This is a genomic window from Streptomyces venezuelae (assembly GCF_008642375.1).
GTDB classification, from domain to species: domain Bacteria; phylum Actinomycetota; class Actinomycetes; order Streptomycetales; family Streptomycetaceae; genus Streptomyces; species Streptomyces venezuelae_G.
Map to the genome: position 1 here is coordinate 7046506 of NZ_CP029194.1, position 22482 is coordinate 7068987.

The following is a 22482-nucleotide window of genomic DNA, read 5'->3' on the forward strand; positions in this document are numbered from 1 at the left end:
TGAGTGAGACATTGATGTCTCATTCGGTGTATGGTCGTCTCATGTCAGTCGATCGCACCCAGGTGCTCCGTGCCGCAGCCGCCCTGCTCTCCCGCAAGGCGACCGCCACCATGGACGAGGTCGCGCGGGCCGCCGGGATCGGTCGGGCCACGCTGCACCGGCAGTTCGCCGGGCGGGACGCGCTCGTGCGGGCGCTCGAAGAGCTCGGGATCCAGGAGCTGGAGGCGGCTCAGGACCGGGCGCGGACCGGCGAAGGTCCCGCGGACGAGGCCGTACGGAGGCTCGTCGCCGAGGTGGAACCCGTCGCGCCCCTGCTGTCGTTCCTCGTGACCGAGAACCAGCTCTTCGAGGGCGACCAGCAGAACGAAGGCTGGGCCCGCCTCGACGCCCGGGTCTCCGACCTCTTCCGGCGCGGCCAGGAAGAGGGCACCTTCCGGATCGACCTGACCCCCGCCTGGCTCACCGAGGCCTTCTACGGGCTCATCGGTTCCGGCGCCTGGGCCGTGCAGGACGGCCGGGTCGCCGCCAAGGACTTCCAGTACATGATCGTCGAGCTGCTGCTCGGCGGAGCGCGCAGGAGCGTGGAGAAGTGAGCATCAGCACCATCAAGCACCCGGACCATATCGAGGGCGTGCGCCGCCCCGGTCGGTGGCTCGCCCTTTCCGTTCTCGTCCTGGCCGTCCTCCTCGTGGCGGTCGACGCCACGGTGCTGGGCCTCGCCACCCCCTTCCTCTCCGAGGACCTCGAACCCTCCGGCACCCAGCTGCTCTGGATCGGCGACGTCTACTCGTTCGTCATCGCCGGACTCCTGGTCTCGATGGGCAGCCTCGGCGACCGCATCGGCCGCAAGAAGCTGCTGCTGATCGGCGCCACCGCCTTCGGCGCCGTCTCCGTGCTGAACGCCTACGCGACCAGCCCCGAGATGATGATCGTGGCCCGCGCGCTCCTCGGCGTCGCCGGCGCCACTCTGATGCCGTCCACCCTGGCGCTCATCCGGAACCTCTTCCACGACCCGCGCGAGCGCAGCCTCGCCATCGGCATCTGGGGCGCCATGGCCTCGGCCGGTGCCGCCGTCGGACCGGTCGTCGGCGGATTCCTCCTGGAGCACTTCTGGTGGGGCTCGGTCTTCCTCATCAACCTGCCCGTCATGGCGGTCCTCGTCCTCGTCGGCATCAAGCTGATCCCCGAGTCGAAGAACCCGCACCCGGGCCCCTGGGACCTCCCCAGCGTCGGCCTGTCCCTCGTCGGCATGATCGGCATCGTGTACGCCGTCAAGGAGCTGGCCTCGCACGGCCCCTCCCTGGACGCCGGTGCCGCTGCCCTCATCGGTGCCGGAGCCCTGACCTGGTTCGTCCGCCGGCAGCTCACCCTGCCCGCGCCGCTCCTCGACATGCGCCTCTTCCGCAACCGCGGATTCTCCGGCGCCGTCCTCGCCGACCTGCTGACCATCCTCGGCCTCTCCGGCCTGGTCTTCTTCCTGTCCCAGTTCTTCCAGCTGGTCCAGGGCCGCCAGCCCCTGGAGGCCGGTCTCGCCGAGCTCCCCGCCGCGGTCGGCGCGGTCACGGCCGGACTGATCGCAGGCCTCGTGGCCCGTCGCTTCTCCGTACGGGCCGTGGTGGCCGGCGGCCTCGCGGCGGTCGGCCTCTCCCTCGCCGTCCTGACGACGCTCGACCAGAAGACCGGCTACCCGCTGCTCGGCGCCGCCCTGCTCGTCGTCGGCGTGGGCGCCGGATTCGCGTTCACCGTCACCGCCGACGTGATCCTCTCCAGCGTCCCCAAGGAGCAGGCCGGTTCCGCCTCCGCCGTCTCCGAGACGGCATACGAGCTCGGCGCCGCCCTCGGCATCGCCGTCCTCGGCTCCATCGTGACCGGCGTCTACCAGGGCTTCGCCACCCCGGCCGGCGTCCCCTCCGAGGTCGCGTCGGCCGCCCACGAGTCGCTCGGCGGCGCGGTCGAGGCCTCCGGCACCCTCGCGCCGGACACCGCGACGGCCCTGGTCACGGCGGCGCAGGACGCGTTCGTCGACGGCCTGCGGATCGCGGCAGGCGTCGGCGCCGCGGTCCTCCTCGCGACGGCGGTCGCGGCCTGGTTCCTGCTCAGGGGCCAGAAGCTGGCGGACGGCGTCGAGCACTGACGCCACGCCGCACGGCCGGAAACGCGACGGTGCCCCCGTACAGCAGGACTGTACGGGGGCACCGCCACGTGCGTCAGAGGGTCACGCGGCCTTCGCCTTGGTGGCGTACATGTCCACGTACTCCTGCCCGGAGAGCCGCATCACCTCGGCCATCACCGAGTCCGTCACCGCCCGCAGGACGTACCGGTCGCGGTCCATCCCGTCGTACCGCGAGAACTCCATCGGCTCGCCGAAGCGGACCGTCACCTTGCCCGGGCGCGGCAGCCCCGCCCCGCCCGGCTGGATCTTGTCGGTGCCGATCATCGCGAACGGCACCACCGGCGCTCCGGTCATCAGCGTGAGGCGCGCGATGCCCGTACGGCCCCGGTACAGCCGGCCGTCGGGGGAGCGGGTGCCCTCCGGGTAGATCGAGAAGATCTTGCCCTCCTCCAGGACCCGCCGCCCGGTCATCAGCGCCGCCACACCGCCGCGCCCGCCGTCCCGGTCCACCGGGATCATGCCGACGCTGGTGAAGAACCAGGCCATCGCCCGGCCCTTGATGCCCTTGCCCGTCACGTACTCGTCCTTGCCGATGAAGAAGACCTGACGGTCCAGGCAGATCGGCATGATCATCGAGTCGATGAAGGTCAGGTGGTTGCCCGCGAGGATGACGGGACCGTCACCGGGGATGTTCTCGGCGCCCTCCACGCGGGGGCGGAACATCAGGCGCATGACCGGCCCGAGCACTGCCTTGATGATCGCGAGACGGGACAACGGTTCCTCCGGGGTGACGCGCGGGGTCGGACCAGCTGACGGTGCAGCTGGCGACGATACTCGCGGGTCACCGCCGTACGCACATCGGGTTCACCGAATGGATACACGGTGTTGACGCGTGTTTCCGCCATGTTCGACGCAGGTCTGCCCTTTGTAGGGCCACCTTGCCTAGCGTCGGAGCTCCCCGTTGACAGGTGCGGGACATCACACACGAGGAGCCTTCATGACCCAGGGCGAGCGCCGGACCCCGGCACGGCGGACCGTTCTCGGAGCGGCCGGAGCCGCTGCGGTACTGGGGGCCTCGACGGCCCTCCCCACGGGCACCGCCCACGCCGCCGAGGTCCGGGGCGAGGGCCACGGCCACGGCTACCGCTCCCTCCCGGTCCCCACCGTCATCGCCCACCGCGGCGCCAGCGGCTACCGCCCCGAGCACACCCTCGGCTCCTACCGGCACGCCCTCGACCTCGGCGCCCACGTCATCGAGCAGGACCTCGTCCCCACCCGCGACGGGCACCTCGTCTGCCGCCACGAGAACGACATCACCGGGACCACCGACGTCGCCGACCACCCCGAGTTCGCCTCCCGCAGGACCAGCAAGAGCGTCGACGGCACCACGTTCACCGGCTGGTTCACCGAGGACTTCACGCTCGCCGAGCTCAAGACGCTGCGGGCGAAGGAGCGGATCCCCGGCACCCGCCAGGAGAACACCCTCTACGACGGCCGCTGGACGATCCCCACCTTCGAGGAGGTGCTGCGCTGGGCCGAGGAGGAGGGCCGCCGCCGGGGCCGCGACGTCTGGCTGCACGTCGAGACCAAGCACCCCACCTACTTCCGCTCCCTCGGCCTCGGCCTGGAGGAGCGGCTCGCCAAGCTCCTGCGCCGGTACGGACGCCACCGCGCGAACTCCCCGGTCTTCCTCCAGTCCTTCGAGCCCAGCAGCATCCAGCGCCTGGCGAAGCTGGTCGACTCCCCGGGAGTGGTCCTGCTCTCCGCCGCGAGCAGCCGCCCCTGGGACTTCGTCCAGGCCGGGGACCCGCGCACGGTCGCCGACCTGGTCACGCCCGCGGGCCTGAGCTGGATCGCCTCGTACGCGAAGGGCATCGGCCCCACGCTCGACCTGGTGATCCCGAAGGACGCGACCGGGCGCCTCGGCACCCCGACCACCCTCGTCCGCGACGCGCACGCCGAGGGGCTGATCCTGCACCCGTACACGCACCGCAACGAGAACAGCTTCCTGCCCGCCGACTTCCGCCGGGGCACGGACCCGACGGCCTACGGCGACTCCTTCGGCGCCCTGAAGCGGTACCTGGAGACGGGGATCGACGGCATCTTCTCCGACAACCCCGACACGGCACTGCTCGCCGCGGCGGACTTCACCGCCGCCGCCCGAGGCTGACGGAGCCCGGGGAGGGGGCCGTTCGGCCCGGCCGCCGCGCCGAACGGCCTCCTCCCGGGTGGTTTAACCCCCGCACCGCAACCGCGCCCGCGCACCCGGACATCGTGCCGGTCATGACGCCCCCCGAGACCACATCCCCGCCGGCCCCCGAGACACATCCGACCGCCGGGACCACCCCCGCGCCCCCCGCCGACACCGAGACCCCCGGCCTCCTCGCCGCCCTCGCCCCGCTGCTCGCCGCCGAGTCGGACGCCGAGGCCCCGGCCGCCGGCGTCGACCCCGGTGACCTCGAACAGGCCGTCTGGCTCCGTCTCCTGGAGCGCCTCCAGGAGACGGGCGCACCCGAGCACCCCGCCGACTGGCTGCGCCGCGCCGTCCGCGCCGAGGCCCGCCGCGCCCGCCGGACCACCGACCGGGAGCGCCCCTACCAGGACGAGCCCGCCCCGCCCCCGGACTCCGAAGGACCGCACGGCTCCCCGGAGACCTCCCTGCTCGTCGCCGAACGCCACCGCACCCTGCGCGCCGCCGTCACTCGAACGCCTGGCCGGTGCCCGCGCCTGCTCACCGCGATGCTCGATCCGCAGGACCCCACCTACCGAGAAATCGCAGGAGAGTTGGGTATCTCACAAGGCAGTTTGGGGCCGATGCGTTCCCGTTGCCTGGGATGCCTGCGCAGAATGCTCGCTGCAGAGGTTCCCGCCCCCGGCCGACGGGGAAGGGTGCGATAAACCGACGGCGAACCACATGAGCGGGAGGCGTGCACACATGGGCCTGAGTGTGACCATCTCAGCAGCGGACGCGCAGGACGCGGAGCACATCCTGAAGCTGCAGTACCTCTGCTACCAGAGCGAGGCGGAGCTGTACGGAGACTGGTCCATCGAACCGCTCACCCAGTCGCTCGACGCCCTGCGCGCCGAACTGGACGAGGGGTACGGCCTGGTGGCCCGGCTCGGCGACGAGGTCGTCGCCTCGGTGCGGGCCCGTCTCGACGAGGACGGCACGGTGCACATCGCCAAGCTGATCGTCCACCCGCGCATGCGTCGCCACGGCCTCGGAGGCCGCCTCCTCGACGGCATCGAGCGCCACTTCGCCGCCGAGACCGCACCGGCCGCGCCCTCCGCCAAGCGCTTCCAGCTCTTCACCGGCCACCGCAGCGAGGGCAATCTGCGGCTCTACCGCAGCAAGGGGTACGCACAGGTGTCGGCCCGCGAGCTGGGCCCCAAGCTCACCCTGGTGACCCTGGAGAAGGCCGCCGCCTGACGGCGCGGCGGCCCGACGGGCCGCCGCGCCGTCAGGCGGCGGCCGTCACCGCGCGCGACCTCCGCAGCCACCAGATGCCGGTCAGCGGCAGCAGGACCGGAATGAAGAGGTAGCCGTAGCCGTAGTCCGACCAGACCGTCGCGTCCGGGAAGGCGGACGGCTCGACCAGCGTCCAGGTCCCCACGACCAGCACGCCCGCGAGCTCGGCGGCGCAGCAGACCAGCGCCGCCCTGCGGGCCGTCTCCCCACCCCGTACCAGGGTGTAGGTGATGAAGGCGTAGACGACCGCGGCCACCGCCGAGAGGCCGTACGCGAGCGGCGCCCGGTCGAACTCGGTCGCGATCTGGTAGATCGAGCGGGAGACCGCGCCGACCGACATCACGCCGTACAGCCAGACGAGCAGGATGCCCGGGCCCGAGACGAGACGGGTCCTCTTGCCCTGCGCCGCCTTCTCCTGCGTCTCGGTCATGGTCAGCCCACCGTCCAGATGTCGTAGAGGCGCACTTCGAGCACGGCCAGGACGACCGCACCCGCGGCCACCGTCGCCGAGCCCCACCGGCTGCGCTCCGCGAGCGACATGAAGCCGGCGATCGGCACCGCGCACAGCGCGCCCAGCAGATAGGCGACGAAGATCGTCGCGCCCTCCTCGGCCTTCTCGCCGCGCACCAGCTGCACGATGCCGACGACCAGCTGGGTCAGGACCAGGAAGGTCACGACGGCCATACCGATGAAGTGCCAGTCCTTGGTCGGCTGGTCCCGGAAGGCGGCGAAGCCGCACCAGGCGGCGAGGGCGAGCGCGGCCACGGAGACCGTGACCGTCAGGGCGTCGAGCATGCGCCCGAGGGTATTACGGTCGGAAAGGCCCGATGCGCTCGCCCCCTGCCTCCCGGCCCGATGCGCTCGCTCCCGCCCGCGCCTTCCGGCCCGAAGCGTGCGCTCCCGCCCCCCGCCTCCCGTCCCGAGGCGCGCGCTCCCGCCGCCGCGCGAGCGGAAGGTGGTCTTGACCACACCCGCCCCTCGCCACCGCTGCCGAACCGCACCGCCGGCACCCCGGCCCACCCCGTCCCCGCAGGCCGCACCGGGTGGAATCGGCGCCCGGGCCCGCCCCGGTCGGTGTCCGCATGTCGTCTCAGAGCCGTCCGGTATTCGGACACCCCCCTTTCGTTCGCGAGTGCGCATGCTTTACTTGCAGACATGACCACGACGAGCAGCCGCACCCTTGCGACCGAGGCGATCACGACGCCCGGTGCTCGTTGTATGTGTCGAATGTGCGCCTTCTGAGGGCCCCCGCCAGCGTCTCGCGCCCCGAAGCGAGACTCGACGGCCGAGCCGATCCTCCCGCCATCCGGCGGTGGACCGTGCCTGCCCCGCGCACCCGCTGCCCCCGGCCACCCGCCGGACGGCCTCCGTGCGCCTGACTGTCCGAACGACGAATGCCCCGTGCCCGGCGGACCCCGCGCCGCGCACTCGACAGTGACGGAAACCCTGTGATCACCACTTCGGGCCTGACCAAGGTCTACGAGTCGCGCGGCCGCCAGGTCACCGCTCTGGACGGCGTCGACCTGCACGTCCGCGAGGGCGAGGTCTTCGGCGTGATCGGCCAGAGCGGCGCCGGCAAGTCCTCGCTCATCCGCTGCGTCAACCTTCTGGAGCGCCCCACCTCCGGCACCGTGACCGTCGACGGAACCGACCTCACCGCCCTCGCCGGAAGGGGCCGCCGCGCCGGGAAGGACCTGCGCCGGGCGCGCAGCAGCATCGGCATGGTCTTCCAGCACTTCAACCTGCTGTCCTCCCGCACGGTCAAGGACAACATCGAGCTCCCCCTGGAGATCCTCGGCGTCTCCGGCGCCGAGCGCTCCCGACGCGCCCTCGAACTTCTCGACCTCGTCGGCCTCGCCGACAAGGCCAAGTCCTACCCGGGCCAGCTCTCCGGCGGCCAGAAGCAGCGCGTCGGCATCGCCCGTGCCCTCGCCGGCGAGCCCAAGGTCCTCCTCTCCGACGAGGCCACCAGCGCCCTCGACCCGGAGACGACCCGCTCGATCCTCCAGCTCCTGCGCGACCTCAACCAGCAGCTCGGCCTCACCGTCCTGCTCATCACGCACGAGATGGACGTCGTCAAGACGATCTGCGACTCCGCCGCCCTGATGCAGCGCGGCCGCGTGGTCGAGTCCGGCACCGTCACCGAACTGCTCGCCACCCCCGGCTCCCAGCTGGCGGCCGAGCTCTTCCCGGTCAGCGGCGCACCCACCGGCCCCGACCGCACGGTCGTCGACGTCACCTTCCAGGGCGAGTCCGCGACCCAGCCGGTCATCTCCCAGCTCTCCCGTACCTACAACATCGACATCTCGATCCTCGGGGCGGCGATGGACACCGTGGGCGGGAAGCAGATCGGCCGGATGCGGATCGAGCTCCCCGGACGGTACGAGGACAACGTCGTCCCGGTCGGCTTCCTGCGCGAGCAGGGCCTCCAGGTCGAACTCGTCGAAGCCGAGGACGCCGCCGCGGCGGACACCGTGCCCGTTCTGGCCAAGGAAGGTGCCAAGTGACCTGGTCCGAGATGCAGCCACTGCTTGAGCAGGGCACCGTCGACACGCTCTACATGGTCCTCTGGGCCACCGTCGTCACCGTGCTCGGCGGCCTGCCGCTCGGCATCCTCCTCGTCCTCACGGACAAGGGCGGACTGCTGCAGAACCGGCCGGTGAACAAGATCGTCGGTGCGATCGTGAACATCGGGCGTTCGCTGCCCTTCATCATCCTCCTGATCGCCCTGATCCCGTTCACCACCTTCGTCGTCGGCACCTTCATCGGTCCCACCGCGATGATCGTGCCGCTCGCCATCGGCGCCATCCCCTTCTTCGCGCGACTCGTCGAGACGGCGATCCGCGAAGTCGACCACGGGCTCGTCGAGGCCGTGCAGGCCATGGGCGGCGGCATTCCCACCATCGTCCGCAAGGTGCTGCTCCCGCAGGCCCTGCCCTCGCTCGTCTCGGGCGTCACCACCACGGTGATCGTGCTCATCGGCTACTCGGCCATGGCCGGCGCGGTCGGCGGCGAAGGCCTCGGCTCCAAGGCCGTCACCTACGGATACCAGCGCTTCGACACGACGTTCATGCTCGTCACGGTCGTCGTCCTCGTCCTGATCGTGACCGTCGTCCAGCTCATCGGCGACGGAGTCGTCCGACTCCTCGCCCGCCGGGGCCGTACCGCGTAACGGCCCCCCGGCCACCCAGACTTCGTTTTTTCGAAGAACAGCCCGGACTTGTTGTCCAGGCGTCCACCGCACCACCGGAAAGAGGCACTCTTCGTGCGTAAGAACATCAAGCTCACCGCCGGTATCGCCGCCACCGCCGCCCTCGCCCTCGGCCTCACGGCCTGCGGCACCTCCTCGGACCCGTCGTCCGCCAAGGACTCGGCCGGCTCCGGCGACACCTCCAAGCCGCTCGTCGTCGCCGCGTCCCCGACGCCGCACGCCGACATCCTCAACTACGTCAAGGACAACCTGGCCGAGAAGGAAGGCCTGAAGCTGGAGGTGAAGGAGTTCACGGACTACGTCCTGCCGAACACCGCCACCCAGTCCGGCCAGGTCGACGCCAACTTCTTCCAGCACAAGCCGTACCTCGACGACTTCAACCAGAAGAACAAGACCACCATCGTCCCCGTGGTCAACGTCCACCTGGAGCCGCTGGGCCTCTACTCCAAGAGCCTCAAGTCGGTGAAGGACATCAAGGCGGGCCAGACGATCGCCGTCCCCAACGACACCACCAACGGCGGCCGCGCGCTCCAGCTGCTCGCCGAGAACGGCCTGATCACCATCAAGCCGGGTGTCGGCACCAACGCCAAGCTCTCCGACATCACGGACAAGAAGGGCCTGGAGTTCAAGGAGCTGGAGGCCGCCACCGTGCCCCGCGCCCTGAACGACGTGGACGCCGCCGTCATCAACGGCAACTACGCCATCGAGGCCAAGCTCCAGCCGGCGAAGGACGCCCTCGTCCTGGAGAAGGCCGACGGCAACCCGTACGCCAACTTCCTCGCCGTCAAGGAGGGCAACGAGAAGGACGCCCGCGTGCAGAAGCTCGCCAAGCTCCTCAACTCGCCCGAGGTGAAGAAGTACATCGAGGACACGTACAAGGGTTCGGTCATCCCGGCCTTCGGAGCCGTCGCCAAGTAGGGCGGCAAGCAAGGCGCCGCGCGGGGCAGCAGGCAAGGCGCCGCGCAAGGTGCCGAGTCAGGCGTCCGCCAGGGCGCCGGGCAAGACTTCCGGAATCCGAGGAACCGTCAGACCGGTTCCCCCGTACAGTTCTTGTGCAGAAGGCCCCCGCACCCCGTCCGGTGCGCGGGGCCTTCGCCACACCCCCACCCGGCCATGCACGCCGACGGCCGCATGCTGCATGCTGTGCGTTCACGGTCGATTCGGACGGTCCACGGCATGGAGCTGAGCATGACTACCACCTTTCCGGACATCTCCATCAACACGGACCGGTTGGTGCTGCGCGCGCTCGAAGCCGGTGACGCCCCGGCGCTCGCCGAGATGATGAACGACGAGATGGTCGGCGCGTGGACGGCCGTCCCCCAGCCGTTCACCGAGGAAGCCGCCCGCCGCTGGATCGCCGAGTACGCCCCCACCGAACGCACCGCCGGCCGGGGCCTCGACCTCGCCGTCACCGAGTTCCTCACCCAGCGGCTCGTCGGCATCGTCCAGTTGAGCAACACGAACTGGCGCGTTCGCTCCACCGAGCTCTCCTACATCGTCGCCCCCTGGGCCCGCGGCGAGGGATACGCCTCCGAAGCCGCGCTCGCCACCGCCCAGTGGCTCTTCGGCGACCAGAAGTTCGAGCGCCTCGAACTGCGCACGGCGGCGGACAACACCGCCTCCCAGCAGGTCGCCCAGAAGATCGGCTGCATCAGCGAGGGCGTCCTGCGCAACGCCTGCATAGCCCGCGCCCGCACCGAGGACGGCAGCTGGACCGAGCTGCGCACCGACTTCATCGTCTGGGGCCTCCTCCCCGAGGACCTCGACGGCGTCGCCGACCAGATGGCCGAAGCCGGATACTCCTCGTACACCGACTGGAGCTGAGCCCGGGCGGTCGACCCGGGGTACGCTCGGCACGCCCCCGACCTGCGACAACACCACAGGAGACAGACGACGATGGCCGACCGGGTCACGGTGATCGGCTGGGACGGCTCGCCCCTCACCTCGGCGGCCAGGTCGGCGCTGTCCGCCGCCACCCTCGTGGCCGGCGCCGCCCACCACCTGGCGCTGCCCGAGGTGCCCCCGGCCGCCGAACGCGTCCGCCTCGGCAGCGTCGACCTCGCCGCCCGCCGCATCGCGGGCCACCGCGGCACCGCCGTCGTCCTCGCCGACGGAGACCCCGGCTTCTTCGGCGTCGTCCGCACCCTGCGCGCCCCCGACCACGGCCTGGAGGTCGAGGTCGTCCCCGCCGTCTCCTCCGTCGCCGCCGCCTTCGCCCGCGCCGGGATGCCCTGGGAGGACGCCCGGATCGTCGTCGCCCACCAGCGCACCCTGCGCCGCGCCGTGAACGTCTGCCGTGCCCACCCCAAGGTCGCCGTCCTCACCTCGCCCGGCGCCGGACCGGCCGAGCTCGCCCTCCTCCTCGAAGGCGTCCACCGCACCTTCGTCATCTGCGAGGAGCTCGGCACCGACCGCGAACGGGTCTCCGTACTCACCTCCGACAGGGCCGCCGACCATGCCTGGCGCGACCCCAACGTCGTCCTCGTCATCGGGGGAGTGGGCGGCGCCGGCGCCGGCGCTCCGGCCGCCCCCTGGCTGATGGGCCAGGACCCGGCCGTCCGGCCCGTACGGGGCTGGGGCCTGCCCGCGGAGGAGTACGCCCCCGAGGGGTACGGCCCCGAGGGGTACGGCCCGCGCGGGCACCGCCCCGCCGACGCCGCCCCGCCGAACCGGCCCGGAGCGGGCGAGGACCCGGCGCTGCGCGCCGCCCAGCTGGCCCGCCTCGGCCCCCGCGTCGGCGACCTCGTCTGGGACATCGGCTGCGCGGGCGGGGCCTTCGCCGTCGAGGCCGCCCGCTTCGGCGCCGCCGTCATCGCCGTGGACGTCGACCCGGCCGCCTGCGCCCGCACCGAGGCGGCCGCCCGCCGCCACGGCGTACCCCTGCAGACCGTCCCGGGCCGCGCCCCGCACGTCCTGGAGAACCTGCCCGAACCGGATGTCGTACGCATCGCGGCCGGCGGCGTCCCCGTCGTCACCGCCTGCACCGACCGGCGCCCCGAGCGCATCGTCGTCCACGCCTCCACACGCGACGAGGCGGAGGCCGTCGGCGCGGCGCTCGCCGACGGCGGCTACACCGTGGAGAGCCTCCTCCTCCAGACCGTCGGGCTCGACCCGGACGACTGGTCGGAGCGCGAGCGTTCGGTGGTCTTTCTGCTGGCCGGACGCAGGAGCGACAGCGCCCCGTGACCCCGCCGCCCCACGGGGGCAGGTAGGCTGGCCGATTGTTGTACCGCACCGGGGCGTTCGGTATTTGTCCCCCTCGCTAGGCTGGGGGGACCCCCATCGAATGTCTCGAATCGGCGGCCCTTCCGGCTCGCCGATGTGGTACGCAGCAAAGGGGGGACCGCGCGACGTGGCGCAGTCCACAGCACGCCGTGGCGGATCTGCCTGCCACGACGGCCGAGGGCCGCGACAATGAGTGGGTGTCCGCGCGTCCTTCGTGCCGCGCGGCGCGTGCGCTCGTTGTTCTCGACGGGCGCAGGTCTGAAGGAAGCACAAGCGATGGGCGAGGGGTACGCATGACGGACACCGGCCAGGTCCCGGGCGAGGGACTGCCGGAGAACGCAGGCATGGTCGAGCAGCCGGGCATCCCCGCACCGGGCGCGTACACCTTCCTGGACCCCTCCGAGCACGCAGCCGAGGACGACGACATCCTTCTCATGCCGGGCGCCCAGGGCGCCTGGAGCGAGCACCCGCCGGGCGTCGCGCCCGCGCCGCCGGTGGCCGTACCGGCCCCGCTCGCGCCCCCCGTGGTCCCGCACCAGGGCGTTCCGCCCGTGACCGCCGCTCCGCCGGCGGCCCCGGAGGCGGCGGCCCCGATGGGCGACCCGCTCACCGACCCGCTCACGGGCCCGCTCCCGGACTCCTTCGTCCTCGCCGACGTACTGACCGCTCCTCAGGGCCAGACGCCGCCGCAGGCGCAGACCGCAGGCACTCCGCCGCACGGCATGCCCGCCCAGGGCACCCCGGCGCACGGCGTCCCCGTCGCCGCGCAGGAGCCCGTCCTCGCCGACCACGGCTACGAGCCCGGCATCCTCGACACCGGTGCCCACGAGGCCGCGGGCCGTGACTCCGGCTCCGTCGACCTCGGCGGCGTCCGCGTCCCGCCGCCCGTCGGCGCCCAGGTCCCGCCGCCCGCGCGCCGCCCGCTGCACATGGGCCCGCCCGTGCCCGAGGCCGGCGGCGTCGTCCTCTCGCTCGCCGACCGCGGCCCGGCCGCCGCGCCCGCCCAGGCCCCGCAGCCCGCGCCGGTCGTGGCCACCACGCCCGCACCGATGCCCATGCGGAACCAGGGACCGCCGACGACGGGCCCCGAGTACTTCGACATCCCGCAGGACCAGCAGCTCGCGCCGCAGGGTGCCGAGCCGTGGGCCGCGCAGCCGCAGGAGGCCGTGGCGCCCGAGCCGGTCCTCCCCGCAGAAACGGTCGTCCCGCCGACCGGACAGTTCGTCCAGGTCGAGGGTTCCGTCCCGACGGCCCCGCACCTGGCCCCGACTCCGGCCGAGGAGCCCGTGGAGGCTGTCGAGGCCGTAGAGGCCGAGGCGGCTCCCGTCGCCCCCGTGGCCGTGGCTCCCGAGGCGCAGGCGGAGGAGCCCGCCGAGGCCCCGCAGCCGCAGCCTGAGCAGGCCGAGGCACAGGCCACGGTGCCCGCGCCGCGCGAGGCCGAGCCCGCCGCCGAGGCACCCGTTCTCGTACCCGAGACCGAGGCCGAGGTCCTGCCGGAGCCCGCCGTCGAGATTCCGGCCGAGCCGGCCGTCGAGGCCGTCATCGTGGCCGAGGCGCCGGTGGAGCAGGCGCCGGTGGAGCCCCCCGTCGTGACGGAGGCCGCCCCCGAGCCCCTGCCCGAGCAGGCCCCCGAGGCCGAGGTCCAGGTCCAGGCAGAGGCGGCACTCCAGACTGAGCCGGCGGTTGCGGCCGAGCCCGTGACGCCCGAACAGCCCGAGCAGCCGGCGCAGCCCGTCCTCGCCGAGCCCACCGACCCGGTGGCGGAGCAGCCCGAGGCCGGCACCGGGGCGGAGACGGACCCCGAGGGCTTCGTGGACGCCGCGGACCTGGTGGAGGCCGACGAACTCCCGGCCACCGACGAGGCCGTCGCCCCGGCCGAGCTCCCGGTCGCGGCCGAACTTCCGGTCACCGACGAACTCCCCGCCACGGACGAGCCCGTCGTCACCGAAGCGGAGCCGACAGTCGTCGAACCGGCCGTCGAACCGGTCCTCGCCGAAGACCTCGCCGTCACGGACGCCCCTCCGGCCACCGAGGAGCCGGTCGTCACCGAGGAACTCGTCGTCACCGACGAGGACCCGGCTGTCGCCACCGCCCCGGCGCCCGGCTACGACGACGCCGAGCGCGAGGCCGTCCTGCGCGTGATGCGCGAGCGCCGCGACATCCGCAACGGCTTCCGCTCCGACCCGATCCCGCACGAGGTGCTGCTCCGCGTCCTGGAGGCCGCCCACACGGCCCCCAGCGTCGGCCACTCGCAGCCCTGGGACTTCGTCGTCATCCGCTCCGCCGAGACCCGGCAGACGATGCACGAGCTGGCCCAGCGGCAGCGCGAGGCGTACGCCAAGTCGCTGCCGAAGGCCCGGGCGAAGCAGTTCAAGGAACTGAAGATCGAGGCCATCCTCGACACCCCGGTCAACATCGTCGTGACCGCCGACCCCACCCGGGGCGGCCGCCACACCCTGGGCCGCTACACGCAGCCGCAGATGGCCCCGTACTCCTCCGCGCTCGCGGTCGAGAACCTCTGGCTCGCCGCCCGCGCCGAGGGCCTCGGCGTCGGCTGGGTCAGCTTCTTCGACGAGCGCGAGATGGTCCGCGCCCTGGGCCTGCCCGAGCACCTCGAAGTGGTCGCGTACCTCTGCGTGGGTTACGTCGACGAGTTCCCCGACGAGCCCGAGCTGGCCCAGGCGGGCTGGTCCAAGCGCCGCCCGCTGGCCTGGGTCGTCCACGAGGAGACGTACGGCCGCCGCGCCCTGCCCGGCGAGGAGCCGCACGACCTGCTCCAGGAGACCGTCGCCAACATCCGCCCGCTGGACGCCAAGGCGCTCGGCGAGGCCTGGGAGCGCCAGAAGCGCATGACGAAGCCCGCGGGCGCCCTGGGCATGCTGGAGATCATCTCCGCGCAGCTCTCCGGCCTCTCCCGGGTCTGCCCTCCGCCGATCCCGGAGCCCGCGGCCGTGGCGATCTTCGCCGGCGACCACGGGGTCCACGCCCAGGGCGTCACGCCCTGGCCGCAGGAGGTCACCGGCCAGATGGTGGCCAACTTCCTCGGCGGGGGAGCGGTCTGCAACGCCTTCGCGAACCAGGTCGGCGCCGAGGTCTGCGTCATCGACGTGGGCGTGGCGTCCGAGCTCCCGGCGACGCCCGGCCTGCTGCCCCGCAAGGTCCGCCCCGGCACGGGTGACTTCACCACGGGCCTGGCGATGACCCGCGAAGAGGTACTGGCCGCGATCGAGGTGGGCATCGAGACGGCCCGCGACCTCGTGGCGGCGGGCAACAAGGCGATCCTGACCGGCGAGATGGGCATCGCGAACACGACCGCGTCCGCCGCGCTGATCTCGGTCTACACGGGGGTCGACGCCGCCGAGGTCACCGGCCGCGGCACGGGCATCAACGACGAGACGCACGCCCGCAAGGTGGACGTCGTCCGCCGCGCCCTCGACCTGCACAAGCCGGACCCGGCGGACCCGATCGGCGTCCTCTCGGCGATCGGCGGGCTGGAGCACGCGGCCCTCGTCGGCCTGATCCTGGGCGCGGCCTCGCTGCGCACCCCGGTGATCCTGGACGGCGTGTCGACCGGCGCGGCGGCCCTCGTGGCCCGCGCGATCGCGCCGGAGTCGCTCGCGGCCTGCATCGCCGGCCACCGCAGTGCCGAGCCGGGCCACGTCGCGGCCCTGAACAAGCTGGGCCTGCGCCCCCTGGTGGACCTGGACCTCCGCCTGGGCGAGGGCACGGGAGCCCTGCTCGCCCTGCCCCTGGTCCAGAGCGCGGCCCGTGCGATGCACGAGGTGGCCACGTTCGACTCGGCCGGAGTCACCGAGAAGTAGAGGCAGCCACGCGTCCCCCACCCACGCAGGGGAGTGGGGGACGCGCAGGGAGCGCGTTCGGGACGTCAAGCGTGTTCGGGTGGCGCGCACGGAACGCCCAGTCTCCGACGGCCCCGCAGGCGCCGTAGAACATGCAGTCCCGAACGTGCTCCCGGAGCGTCCCCCACGCACGGACGCGCCACCGGGACATCCGTCACACCCTGCCAACCCCAGGTCACGGATATCGTGACCGTGTACGAGCCGCTCCACAGCCGCAGCGGCACCCTCGCCCGCACCGCACGCTCTCCGAGGAGCCGCTCACCCATGGCCGAGAACGCCGAGCACCCCGCCTACCCCGTCGGCCTGCGCCTCGCCGGCCGCCGAGTCGTCGTCCTCGGTGGCGGCCAGGTCGCCCAGCGCCGCCTGCCCGCGCTGATCGCCGCGGGCGCCGACATCACACTGATCTCCCCGTCCGCGACCCCCTCCGTGGAGGCGATGGCCGAGGCGGGCGAGATCACGTGGGTGAAGCGGCGGTACGAGGACGGAGACCTCGCCGACACCTGGTACGCGCTCGTGGCCACCACCGACGCGACCGCCAACGCCGCGGCCTCCGCCGAGGCGGAGCGGACCCGCACCTGGTGCGTGCGCGCCGACGACGCCGATGCGGCCACCGCCTGGACCCCGGCGACCGGCCGCGACGCGGGCGTCACCGTCGCGGTGCTCACCGGCCACGACCCCCGCCGCTCCGCCGCCGTGCGCGACGCGATCGTCGAGGGCCTCCGGGACGGTTCCCTGGCCGCGCCCGCGCACCGCTCCCGTACCCCCTTCGTCGCCCTGGTCGGCGGCGGCCCCGGCGACCCGGACCTGATCACCGTCCGCGGACGCCGGCTGCTCACCGAGGCCGACGTGGTCATCGCCGACCGGCTCGGCCCCCGCGACCTGCTCGACGAACTGCCCCCGCACGTCGAGGTGATCGACGCGGCCAAGATCCCGTACGGCCGTTTCATGGCCCAGGAGGCCATCAACAACGCGCTGATCGAGCACGCGAAGGCGGGCAGGTCCGTCGTCCGCCTCAAGGGCGGCGACCCCTTCGTCTTCGGGCGCGGCATGGAGGAGGCCCAGGCGCTCGCCGCCGAGGGCATCGCCTGCACGGTCGTCCCCGGCATCTCCAGCTCGATCTCGGTCCCGGGCGCGGCCGGCATCCCGGTCACCCACCGGGGCGTGGCCCACGAGTTCACCGTGGTCAGCGGGCACGTCGCCCCGGACGACCCGCGCTCCCTGGTCGACTGGGCCTCGCTCGCCAAGCTCACCGGCACGCTGGTGATCCTCATGGGCGTCGACAAGATCGGGAAGATCGCCGAGGCGCTCATCGCCCACGGCAAGGCTCCGGACACGCCCCTGGCGCTCGTCCAGGAGGGCACCACGGCCACCCAGCGCCGGGTCGACGCCACGCTCGCGACGGTCGCGGAGACGGTCAAGGCCGAGGAGGTCCGCCCGCCGGCCGTCATCGTCATCGGCGACGTCGTCACCGAGGGTCCCGGCAAGCTGGTGAAGTAACCACAGGTAACTGAAACCTGTCACCAGCCGTCGCACCCCATTGGCACCACACCCCGGACAAGGCAGTATCACCCCGTGGCCGAACTCATCACGATCGACGACCCCGACGACCCGCGCCTGCGCGACTACACCGGCCTGACCGATGTCGAGCTCCGGCGCAGACGCGAGCCCGCCGAGGGCCTGTTCATCGCCGAGGGCGAGAAGGTCATCCGCAGGGCCCGGCAGGCCGGTTACGAGATGCGGTCGATGCTGCTCTCCGCCAAGTGGGTGGACGTCATGCGAGACGTCATCGACGAGGTCCCGGCGCCCGTGTACGCGGTCCAGCCGGACCTCGCCGAGCGGGTCACCGGCTACCACGTGCACCGCGGGGCCCTCGCCTCGATGCAGCGCAAGCCGCTCCCGGACGCGACGGAGCTGCTCGCCGGCGCCCGCCGGGTGGTGATCATGGAGTCGGTCAACGACCACACCAACATCGGCGCCATCTTCCGCAGCGCCGCCGCCCTGGGCATGGACGCGGTCCTGCTCTCCCCGGACTGCGCGGACCCGCTCTACCGACGTTCGGTCAAGGTCTCGATGGGAGCGGTCTTCTCCGTCCCGTACGCCCGCCTGGACACCTGGCCCCGCGGCCTGGAAGCGGTACGGGAGGCGGGCTTCAGGATCCTGGCGCTGACCCCGGCGGAGAAGGCGACGTCGATCGACGAGGCGGCCCCGCACCGGCTGGAGCGGGTGGCGCTGATGCTCGGCGCGGAGGGCGACGGCCTCTCCACGCAGGCGCTGCGGGCGGCCGACGAGTGGGTACGGATCCCGATGGCGCACGGCGTCGACTCGCTCAACGTGGGCGCGGCGGCGGCGGTCGCGTTCTACGCGGTGGCGACGGGCCGCCCGGATTCCTGACGGCGAAAACACACAAGCCGACCGAGGGGCCTCACGCCCTCCGGCCGGCTTGTCGCTTTTCCGGCCCCGTCTAGCCCTGCAAGGCCTGCGCGGCAGCGATGCCCAGGGCCACGACCAGGGTCACGACGACGAAGACGAAGAGCCGCTGCCGCAGCAGCCGGGGGTTGGCGGGACGGCGTCCCGTGGACGTCGAGCGGGCGCCCGGCCGCGTGCCGGGACGGGACTGGGGAGAGCGCGAACCGCCGGTCCGCGGTCCCGTCGAGGGCCGCGAGGCCGGGCCCGCGCCCCGCGCCTGCCCCCGCTCCGCGTCCCGCTCGGGACCGTGACCGCGGGTGTCCCGCTCCGTGTAGCGCTCGGTCGGCCGGGCGGGGTTCCGCTCCTCGGCCCGCTCCCGCTGGACGGGCGGACGCGAGACCGGCAGGCCCTGGGCCTCGCGGGCGGCGATCTCCTTGAGCCGCATCGACAGCTGGAGCGTGCTGGGACGTTCCTCCGGGTCCTTCGCCAGACAGGCCCGGATCAGCGGGGCCAGCGCGTCCGGGACGCCCTGCAGCTGCGGCTCCTCGTGCACGACCCGGTAGAGCATGACCTCCGAACTCCCGTGCCCGAAGGGGGAGTCGGCCATCGCCGCGTACGCGAGGGTGGCGCCGAGCGAGAACACGTCCGTGGCCGGGGTGACGGCCGCGCCGCGCACCTGCTCCGGGGCGAGGAAGCCGGGCGATCCCACGGCCGTCCCGACGTGGGTGAGCGTGCTGGCCCCGGTGGCCCAGGCGATCCCGAAGTCGATGATCCGGGGGCCCTTGGGGGAGAGCAGGATGTTCGAGGGCTTCAGGTCGCGGTGGACGACCCCTGCCTCGTGGACGGCGACCAGGCCCTCCGAGAGCGCGGCCCCGATGGAGGCCACGTCGGCGGCGCGCAGTCCGCCCTCCTCGGCGACCCGGTCGTGGAGGGAGGGGCCGGGCACGTACTGGGTGGCGAACCAGGGGCGGTCGGCCTCCAGATCGGCGGCGACCAGCCGGGCCGTGCAGCCGCCGCGGATCCGCCGGGCCGCGGACACCTCGCGGGCGAAACGGGACCGGAACTCCTGGTCCTCGGCCAGGTCGGGCCGGATGACCTTGAGCGCCACGCGCTGACCGCGCCGGTCGGACCCGAGGTACACGACCCCCATCCCGCCGGCCCCCAGCCTGCGGTGGAGCCGGAACGACCCGACGATCCGCGGATCCTCGCGCCGGAGCCGCATCATCGCCATGTCCGTCCCCTCGTCCGTTCGACGTGGCACAGCTTACGTAGTGGCGCCCGAACGTGCTCATAGGCCGCGCCCTCCCGCCGGGATCGATTGTCAGTGCTGAGGGGGACGGAGGGGGGCGATGCGCACCCGGCCCCTTCCTCAACCCCCCTTCTCCATAGATCACTTGACGGAGGGTCGAGGGAAGCCCGGAACGGCTCGGAGGACGCCTCCCGGACTCGGGGGAGGCCTCACGGGACCCTGAGATCCCGACCGGCCCCGGCGAAGTGAGCGATGTCACGCCCGGTGACCTGCCCGACACCCCTCGGCATCCGGGGCGGCGGCCATCCGAGCGGGGGTGACCCCTCCGGGAAGACCCCCAGTTCCGGGTGCCCGTCTCCACCCAGGGGAGTACTCCGTCCGGCCGGTCGTCATCCTCCGGGAGGCCCGCAAGTCGGTACGCGGGCATGACGTCCGGGCGCCCCCCGCTCCCTAGTGTTGTTGTCAGCGGCGGGTGCAGCACTCGTCCCCCGAGGTCACGCACCCGCCGCGCCGACCACGACAGGAGAGGAACCATGGCTTACACGGCACCGCGGTCGACCACCAGCCCTTCGGGCCGCCGTCACCCCTTGGTGGCCACGGCCATGGTCCTCCCTCTCGCGGCCCTGCTCGTGGTCGTCTTCGGCGGCTGGGAAGCAGTGGTCACACAGGCGTCGTCCGTGGGCGTGATGTTGGGGCGCTGAACAGCGCCCGGACCTGGGAGAGCGGCCCGGGTCGGGGACATCCGGCCATCAGCCCCGTGGGGACGGGGGTGTGGCGGACGGCAGCGTGAGGCCGGTCAGCTGGGGAGCTGACCGGCCTTCGCGCTCCCCGGAACAGTTCCCCGGAACAGCCCTCCGGTGCCGGTCCCCGCTGCCGTCGCGCCCACAGCGGCGCGTACGCTCCCCGCGTGGACCCCGTTGCCCCGCCCTCACCCGCCTCGGCGCCGACCGGCCGGCCCGACCGCATCGACGGCCTCGACCGGCTCGCCGCCGTCGCGCGCGCGGCCGCTCACCGCCCCGGCACGCCCTGCCGCTGCGCGAGCGGCCTGGTCCGGGTGCTCGCCGACCGGGACGACGGGACCGTCGTGCGCCACGGGCCCCTCGTCGCCAAGGCGCACGCGCCCGACACCGACCCCGAGGCGCACCGCGCCCGCCTCGCCCTCGCCGCCCACCCCGATGTGGCCGGCGTCCTCCTGCCGCCGCTCCCACTCCCCGTCCCGTCGCAGGGCGGCGCCGAGCTCGACGGCCGTGCCGTCAGCGTCTGGCCGTACGGGTCGCCCGTCGCCCCGGACGACCCCGACGCCGCTCCCTGGGAGGAGGCGGCACGGCTCCTCGCCCTGCTCCATCGCACGCCGCCGCCGGAGCTCGCCCCGCGGCTCCCGTCGATGCGCGCCCCGCTGAAGGTGTCGCTCGCCGTGGACCGGATGCTCCGCACGGCACCGGACCACCCGGCCGCCGCCACCGTGCTGAGCGCCTGGCGGACGATCCCCGGCGGCGGCGACTCGGGTCCCCGGCTGCTCTGCCACGGCGACTTCCACCTCGGCCAACTGGTGCGCGAGCCCCGGCCGGTCGGCGGCGGGCCCTGGCGGCTCATCGACGTCGACGACCTCGGCCTCGGCGATCCCGCGTGGGATCTGGCCCGCCCCGCCGCCTGGTTCGCCGCCGGCATCCTGCCGCCGGAGGTGTGGTCCCGCTTCCTCGGCGCCTACCAGGAAGCGGACGGGCCGGCCGTCGGAGCCGATCCGTGGGTCCAACTCGACGTCCCGGCCCGGGCCCTGACGGTCCAGACGGCGGCGCTGGCCGTCGCCAAGTCCACGGCCGAACGCCGAACGCTCGACGAGGTCGAGGACGTGATGATCGACACCTGTGGGCGGATTGCCGGACATCGAACCGATTCGGCTCCTTCGGCGTCCACGTAAGGTGAAGCCACCATTCGAACGGCAATGTCAGGGAGTTGAGCCGAGCATGCAGTGTCCCAAGTGTCATGCGGCCATGCACACGTACAACCGCAACGGTGTCCAGATCGAGCAGTGCAGCGGCTGCCGCGGCATATTCCTGGACTTCGGTGAGCTGGAGGCCCTGACCCGCCTGGAGTCCCAGTGGGCCCAGCAGGCGCCGCCGCCGCAGGCCTACCCGGCGCAGCCGGCCCCTGCTGCTCCCGCCTGGGGTGCCCCGCACCAGGGCGGCCACCACGGCGGTCACTACCGCCAGCGTGGCTTCGGCCGGATGCTCTTCTCCTCCTGAGTCCTGAGCACGAAGAAGCCCCCGGCCGCGAGATGCGGCCGGGGGCTTCTTCAGGTGGTGCGCGATACTGGGATTGAACCAGTGACCTCTTCCGTGTCAGGGAAGCGCTCTCCCGCTGAGCTAATCGCGCGGGGTGGTACACACGCCGTACTCGAAGATACTACGTGCTGCGTGCGCGATACTGGGATTGAACCAGTGACCTCTTCCGTGTCAGGGAAGCGCTCTCCCGCTGAGCTAATCGCGCGGGTGGTGCACACGCCGCGAGCGGCGGTGCCGGGTGCTGTGTGCGCGATACTGGGATTGAACCAGTGACCTCTTCCGTGTCAGGGAAGCGCTCTCCCGCTGAGCTAATCGCGCGGGGGATCCGAAGATCCAGGACCCGAAGGTCCAGTGGACGATACTGGGATTGAACCAGTGACCCCTTCCGTGTCAGGGAAGTGCTCTCCCGCTGAGCTAATCGTCCTTGGAGGTGGAGACGGGATTTGAACCCGTGTAGACGGCTTTGCAGGCCGTTGCCTCGCCTCTCGGCCACTCCACCAGGAGTGATAACGGGGGTTCGGGAAGATCCCCCACATCGAGCGGACGACGAGATTCGAACTCGCGACCCTCACCTTGGCAAGGTGATGCTCTACCAACTGAGCCACGTCCGCTTGTCGTTTCCGTTTCGCTTGCGCGTCCCGGCGACGTGTTGAACTCTAGCGGATTC

At 72.7% G+C, this 22482-nt stretch carries 20 protein-coding genes and 6 tRNA genes; 16 read left to right on the forward strand and 10 right to left on the reverse strand.

The genetic code is table 11. From position 1 onward, the window contains the following. Positions 1-41 precede the first annotated feature (41 nt). Positions 42-593, forward strand: coding sequence for a TetR/AcrR family transcriptional regulator (locus DEJ46_RS32205; protein ID WP_150272006.1), 552 nt, complete (start codon positions 42-44; stop codon positions 591-593). Then, positions 590-2134, forward strand: a complete 1545-nt coding sequence (locus DEJ46_RS32210; protein ID WP_150272008.1) for an MFS transporter — start codon at positions 590-592, stop codon at positions 2132-2134. Before DEJ46_RS32205 ends, DEJ46_RS32210 begins: the two co-directional genes overlap by 4 nt. An 81-nt stretch (positions 2135-2215) precedes the next feature. Here DEJ46_RS32210 and DEJ46_RS32215 read toward each other — a convergent pair whose 3' ends face one another. Next, entirely contained in the window at positions 2216-2887 is a 672-nt protein-coding gene (locus DEJ46_RS32215; protein WP_055646436.1) for a lysophospholipid acyltransferase family protein, read from the reverse strand. Positions 2888-3110: 223 nt separating this feature from the next. Between DEJ46_RS32215 and DEJ46_RS32220 the strand changes: the two genes are divergently transcribed. The 3 genes from DEJ46_RS32220 to DEJ46_RS32230 all read left to right on the forward strand — a co-directional run bounded on the left by DEJ46_RS32220 (position 3111) and on the right by DEJ46_RS32230 (position 5543). Continuing rightward, positions 3111-4283 carry a glycerophosphodiester phosphodiesterase gene (locus DEJ46_RS32220; RefSeq protein ID WP_150272010.1) on the forward strand — a complete coding sequence of 391 codons (1173 nt, stop codon included), beginning with the start codon at positions 3111-3113 and terminating at the stop codon, positions 4281-4283. Between the two features lie 113 nt (positions 4284-4396). After that, a complete protein-coding gene (locus DEJ46_RS32225; protein WP_223835249.1) occupies positions 4397-5011 on the forward strand; it encodes a sigma-70 family RNA polymerase sigma factor in 615 nt (204 codons plus the stop codon). A gap of 37 nt (positions 5012-5048) precedes the next feature. Next, positions 5049-5543 carry a GNAT family N-acetyltransferase gene (locus DEJ46_RS32230; RefSeq protein ID WP_150272012.1) on the forward strand — a complete coding sequence of 165 codons (495 nt, stop codon included), beginning with the start codon at positions 5049-5051 and terminating at the stop codon, positions 5541-5543. A gap of 31 nt (positions 5544-5574) precedes the next feature. Here DEJ46_RS32230 and DEJ46_RS32235 read toward each other — a convergent pair whose 3' ends face one another. Together DEJ46_RS32235 and DEJ46_RS32240 are read right to left on the reverse strand one after the other, a co-directional pair. Then, positions 5575-6012 carry a hypothetical protein gene (locus DEJ46_RS32235; RefSeq protein ID WP_150272014.1) on the reverse strand — a complete coding sequence of 146 codons (438 nt, stop codon included), beginning with the start codon at positions 6010-6012 and terminating at the stop codon, positions 5575-5577. Between the two features lie 2 nt (positions 6013-6014). Beyond that, positions 6015-6377, reverse strand: coding sequence for a hypothetical protein (locus tag DEJ46_RS32240; protein ID WP_150272016.1), 363 nt, complete (start codon positions 6375-6377; stop codon positions 6015-6017). A gap of 653 nt (positions 6378-7030) precedes the next feature. Here DEJ46_RS32240 and DEJ46_RS32245 point away from each other — a divergent pair. The 8 genes from DEJ46_RS32245 to DEJ46_RS32280 all read left to right on the forward strand — a co-directional run bounded on the left by DEJ46_RS32245 (position 7031) and on the right by DEJ46_RS32280 (position 18269). Continuing rightward, positions 7031-8089, forward strand: a complete 1059-nt coding sequence (locus DEJ46_RS32245) for a methionine ABC transporter ATP-binding protein (protein ID WP_150272018.1) — start codon at positions 7031-7033, stop codon at positions 8087-8089. Further along, complete coding sequence (locus DEJ46_RS32250; protein ID WP_150272020.1) at positions 8086-8754, forward strand: methionine ABC transporter permease; 669 nt, start codon at positions 8086-8088, stop codon at positions 8752-8754. Before DEJ46_RS32245 ends, DEJ46_RS32250 begins: the two co-directional genes overlap by 4 nt. Positions 8755-8847: 93 nt before the next feature. Then, positions 8848-9711: a MetQ/NlpA family ABC transporter substrate-binding protein gene (locus tag DEJ46_RS32255; RefSeq protein WP_150272022.1), complete on the forward strand. Its 864-nt coding sequence runs from the start codon at positions 8848-8850 to the stop codon at positions 9709-9711. Positions 9712-9981: 270 nt separating this feature from the next. Further along, on the forward strand, positions 9982-10617 hold the full coding sequence (locus tag DEJ46_RS32260; protein WP_150272024.1) for a GNAT family N-acetyltransferase: 636 nt from the start codon (positions 9982-9984) through the stop codon (positions 10615-10617). Positions 10618-10689: 72 nt separating this feature from the next. Continuing rightward, a complete protein-coding gene (gene cbiE, locus DEJ46_RS32265) occupies positions 10690-11979 on the forward strand; it encodes a precorrin-6y C5,15-methyltransferase (decarboxylating) subunit CbiE (RefSeq protein ID WP_150272026.1) in 1290 nt (429 codons plus the stop codon). 332 nt (positions 11980-12311) lie between these two features. Next, complete coding sequence (cobT, locus tag DEJ46_RS32270) at positions 12312-15839, forward strand: nicotinate-nucleotide--dimethylbenzimidazole phosphoribosyltransferase (RefSeq protein ID WP_150272028.1); 3528 nt, start codon at positions 12312-12314, stop codon at positions 15837-15839. A gap of 303 nt (positions 15840-16142) precedes the next feature. Further along, on the forward strand, positions 16143-17375 hold the full coding sequence (gene cobA / locus DEJ46_RS32275) for a uroporphyrinogen-III C-methyltransferase (protein WP_150272029.1): 1233 nt from the start codon (positions 16143-16145) through the stop codon (positions 17373-17375). A gap of 75 nt (positions 17376-17450) precedes the next feature. Beyond that, positions 17451-18269: a TrmH family RNA methyltransferase gene (locus tag DEJ46_RS32280; RefSeq protein ID WP_150272031.1), complete on the forward strand. Its 819-nt coding sequence runs from the start codon at positions 17451-17453 to the stop codon at positions 18267-18269. Positions 18270-18339: 70 nt separating this feature from the next. Here DEJ46_RS32280 and DEJ46_RS32285 read toward each other — a convergent pair whose 3' ends face one another. Beyond that, positions 18340-19515, reverse strand: coding sequence for a serine/threonine-protein kinase (locus DEJ46_RS32285; RefSeq protein WP_150272033.1), 1176 nt, complete (start codon positions 19513-19515; stop codon positions 18340-18342). Between the two features lie 551 nt (positions 19516-20066). On the opposite strand from DEJ46_RS32285, the gene DEJ46_RS39355 reads away from it, so the two are divergent. From DEJ46_RS39355 to DEJ46_RS32295, 3 genes are all read left to right on the forward strand, one after another. Next, positions 20067-20234, forward strand: a complete 168-nt coding sequence (locus tag DEJ46_RS39355; RefSeq protein ID WP_024758747.1) for a hypothetical protein — start codon at positions 20067-20069, stop codon at positions 20232-20234. Between the two features lie 263 nt (positions 20235-20497). Next, the gene (locus tag DEJ46_RS32290) at positions 20498-21451 is read left to right on the forward strand and encodes an aminoglycoside phosphotransferase family protein (protein WP_150274962.1); all 954 of its coding nucleotides are present in this window, start codon (positions 20498-20500) and stop codon (positions 21449-21451) included. 46 nt (positions 21452-21497) lie between these two features. Further along, the gene (locus DEJ46_RS32295) at positions 21498-21776 is read left to right on the forward strand and encodes a zf-TFIIB domain-containing protein (RefSeq protein ID WP_150272035.1); all 279 of its coding nucleotides are present in this window, start codon (positions 21498-21500) and stop codon (positions 21774-21776) included. Between the two features lie 55 nt (positions 21777-21831). Here DEJ46_RS32295 and DEJ46_RS32300 read toward each other — a convergent pair. The 6 genes from DEJ46_RS32300 to DEJ46_RS32325 all read right to left on the reverse strand — a co-directional run bounded on the left by DEJ46_RS32300 (position 21832) and on the right by DEJ46_RS32325 (position 22426). After that, positions 21832-21906: transfer RNA gene (locus tag DEJ46_RS32300), tRNA-Val, on the reverse strand. Positions 21907-21948: 42 nt separating this feature from the next. Further along, positions 21949-22020, reverse strand: a tRNA-Val gene (locus tag DEJ46_RS32305). Between the two features lie 41 nt (positions 22021-22061). Next, positions 22062-22133, reverse strand: a tRNA-Val gene (locus DEJ46_RS32310). A gap of 34 nt (positions 22134-22167) precedes the next feature. Further along, positions 22168-22239: transfer RNA gene (locus DEJ46_RS32315), tRNA-Val, on the reverse strand. A gap of 1 nt (position 22240) precedes the next feature. Beyond that, positions 22241-22314: transfer RNA gene (locus DEJ46_RS32320), tRNA-Cys, on the reverse strand. 39 nt (positions 22315-22353) lie between these two features. Beyond that, a tRNA-Gly gene (locus DEJ46_RS32325) sits at positions 22354-22426 on the reverse strand. Positions 22427-22482: the final 56 nt, after the last annotated feature.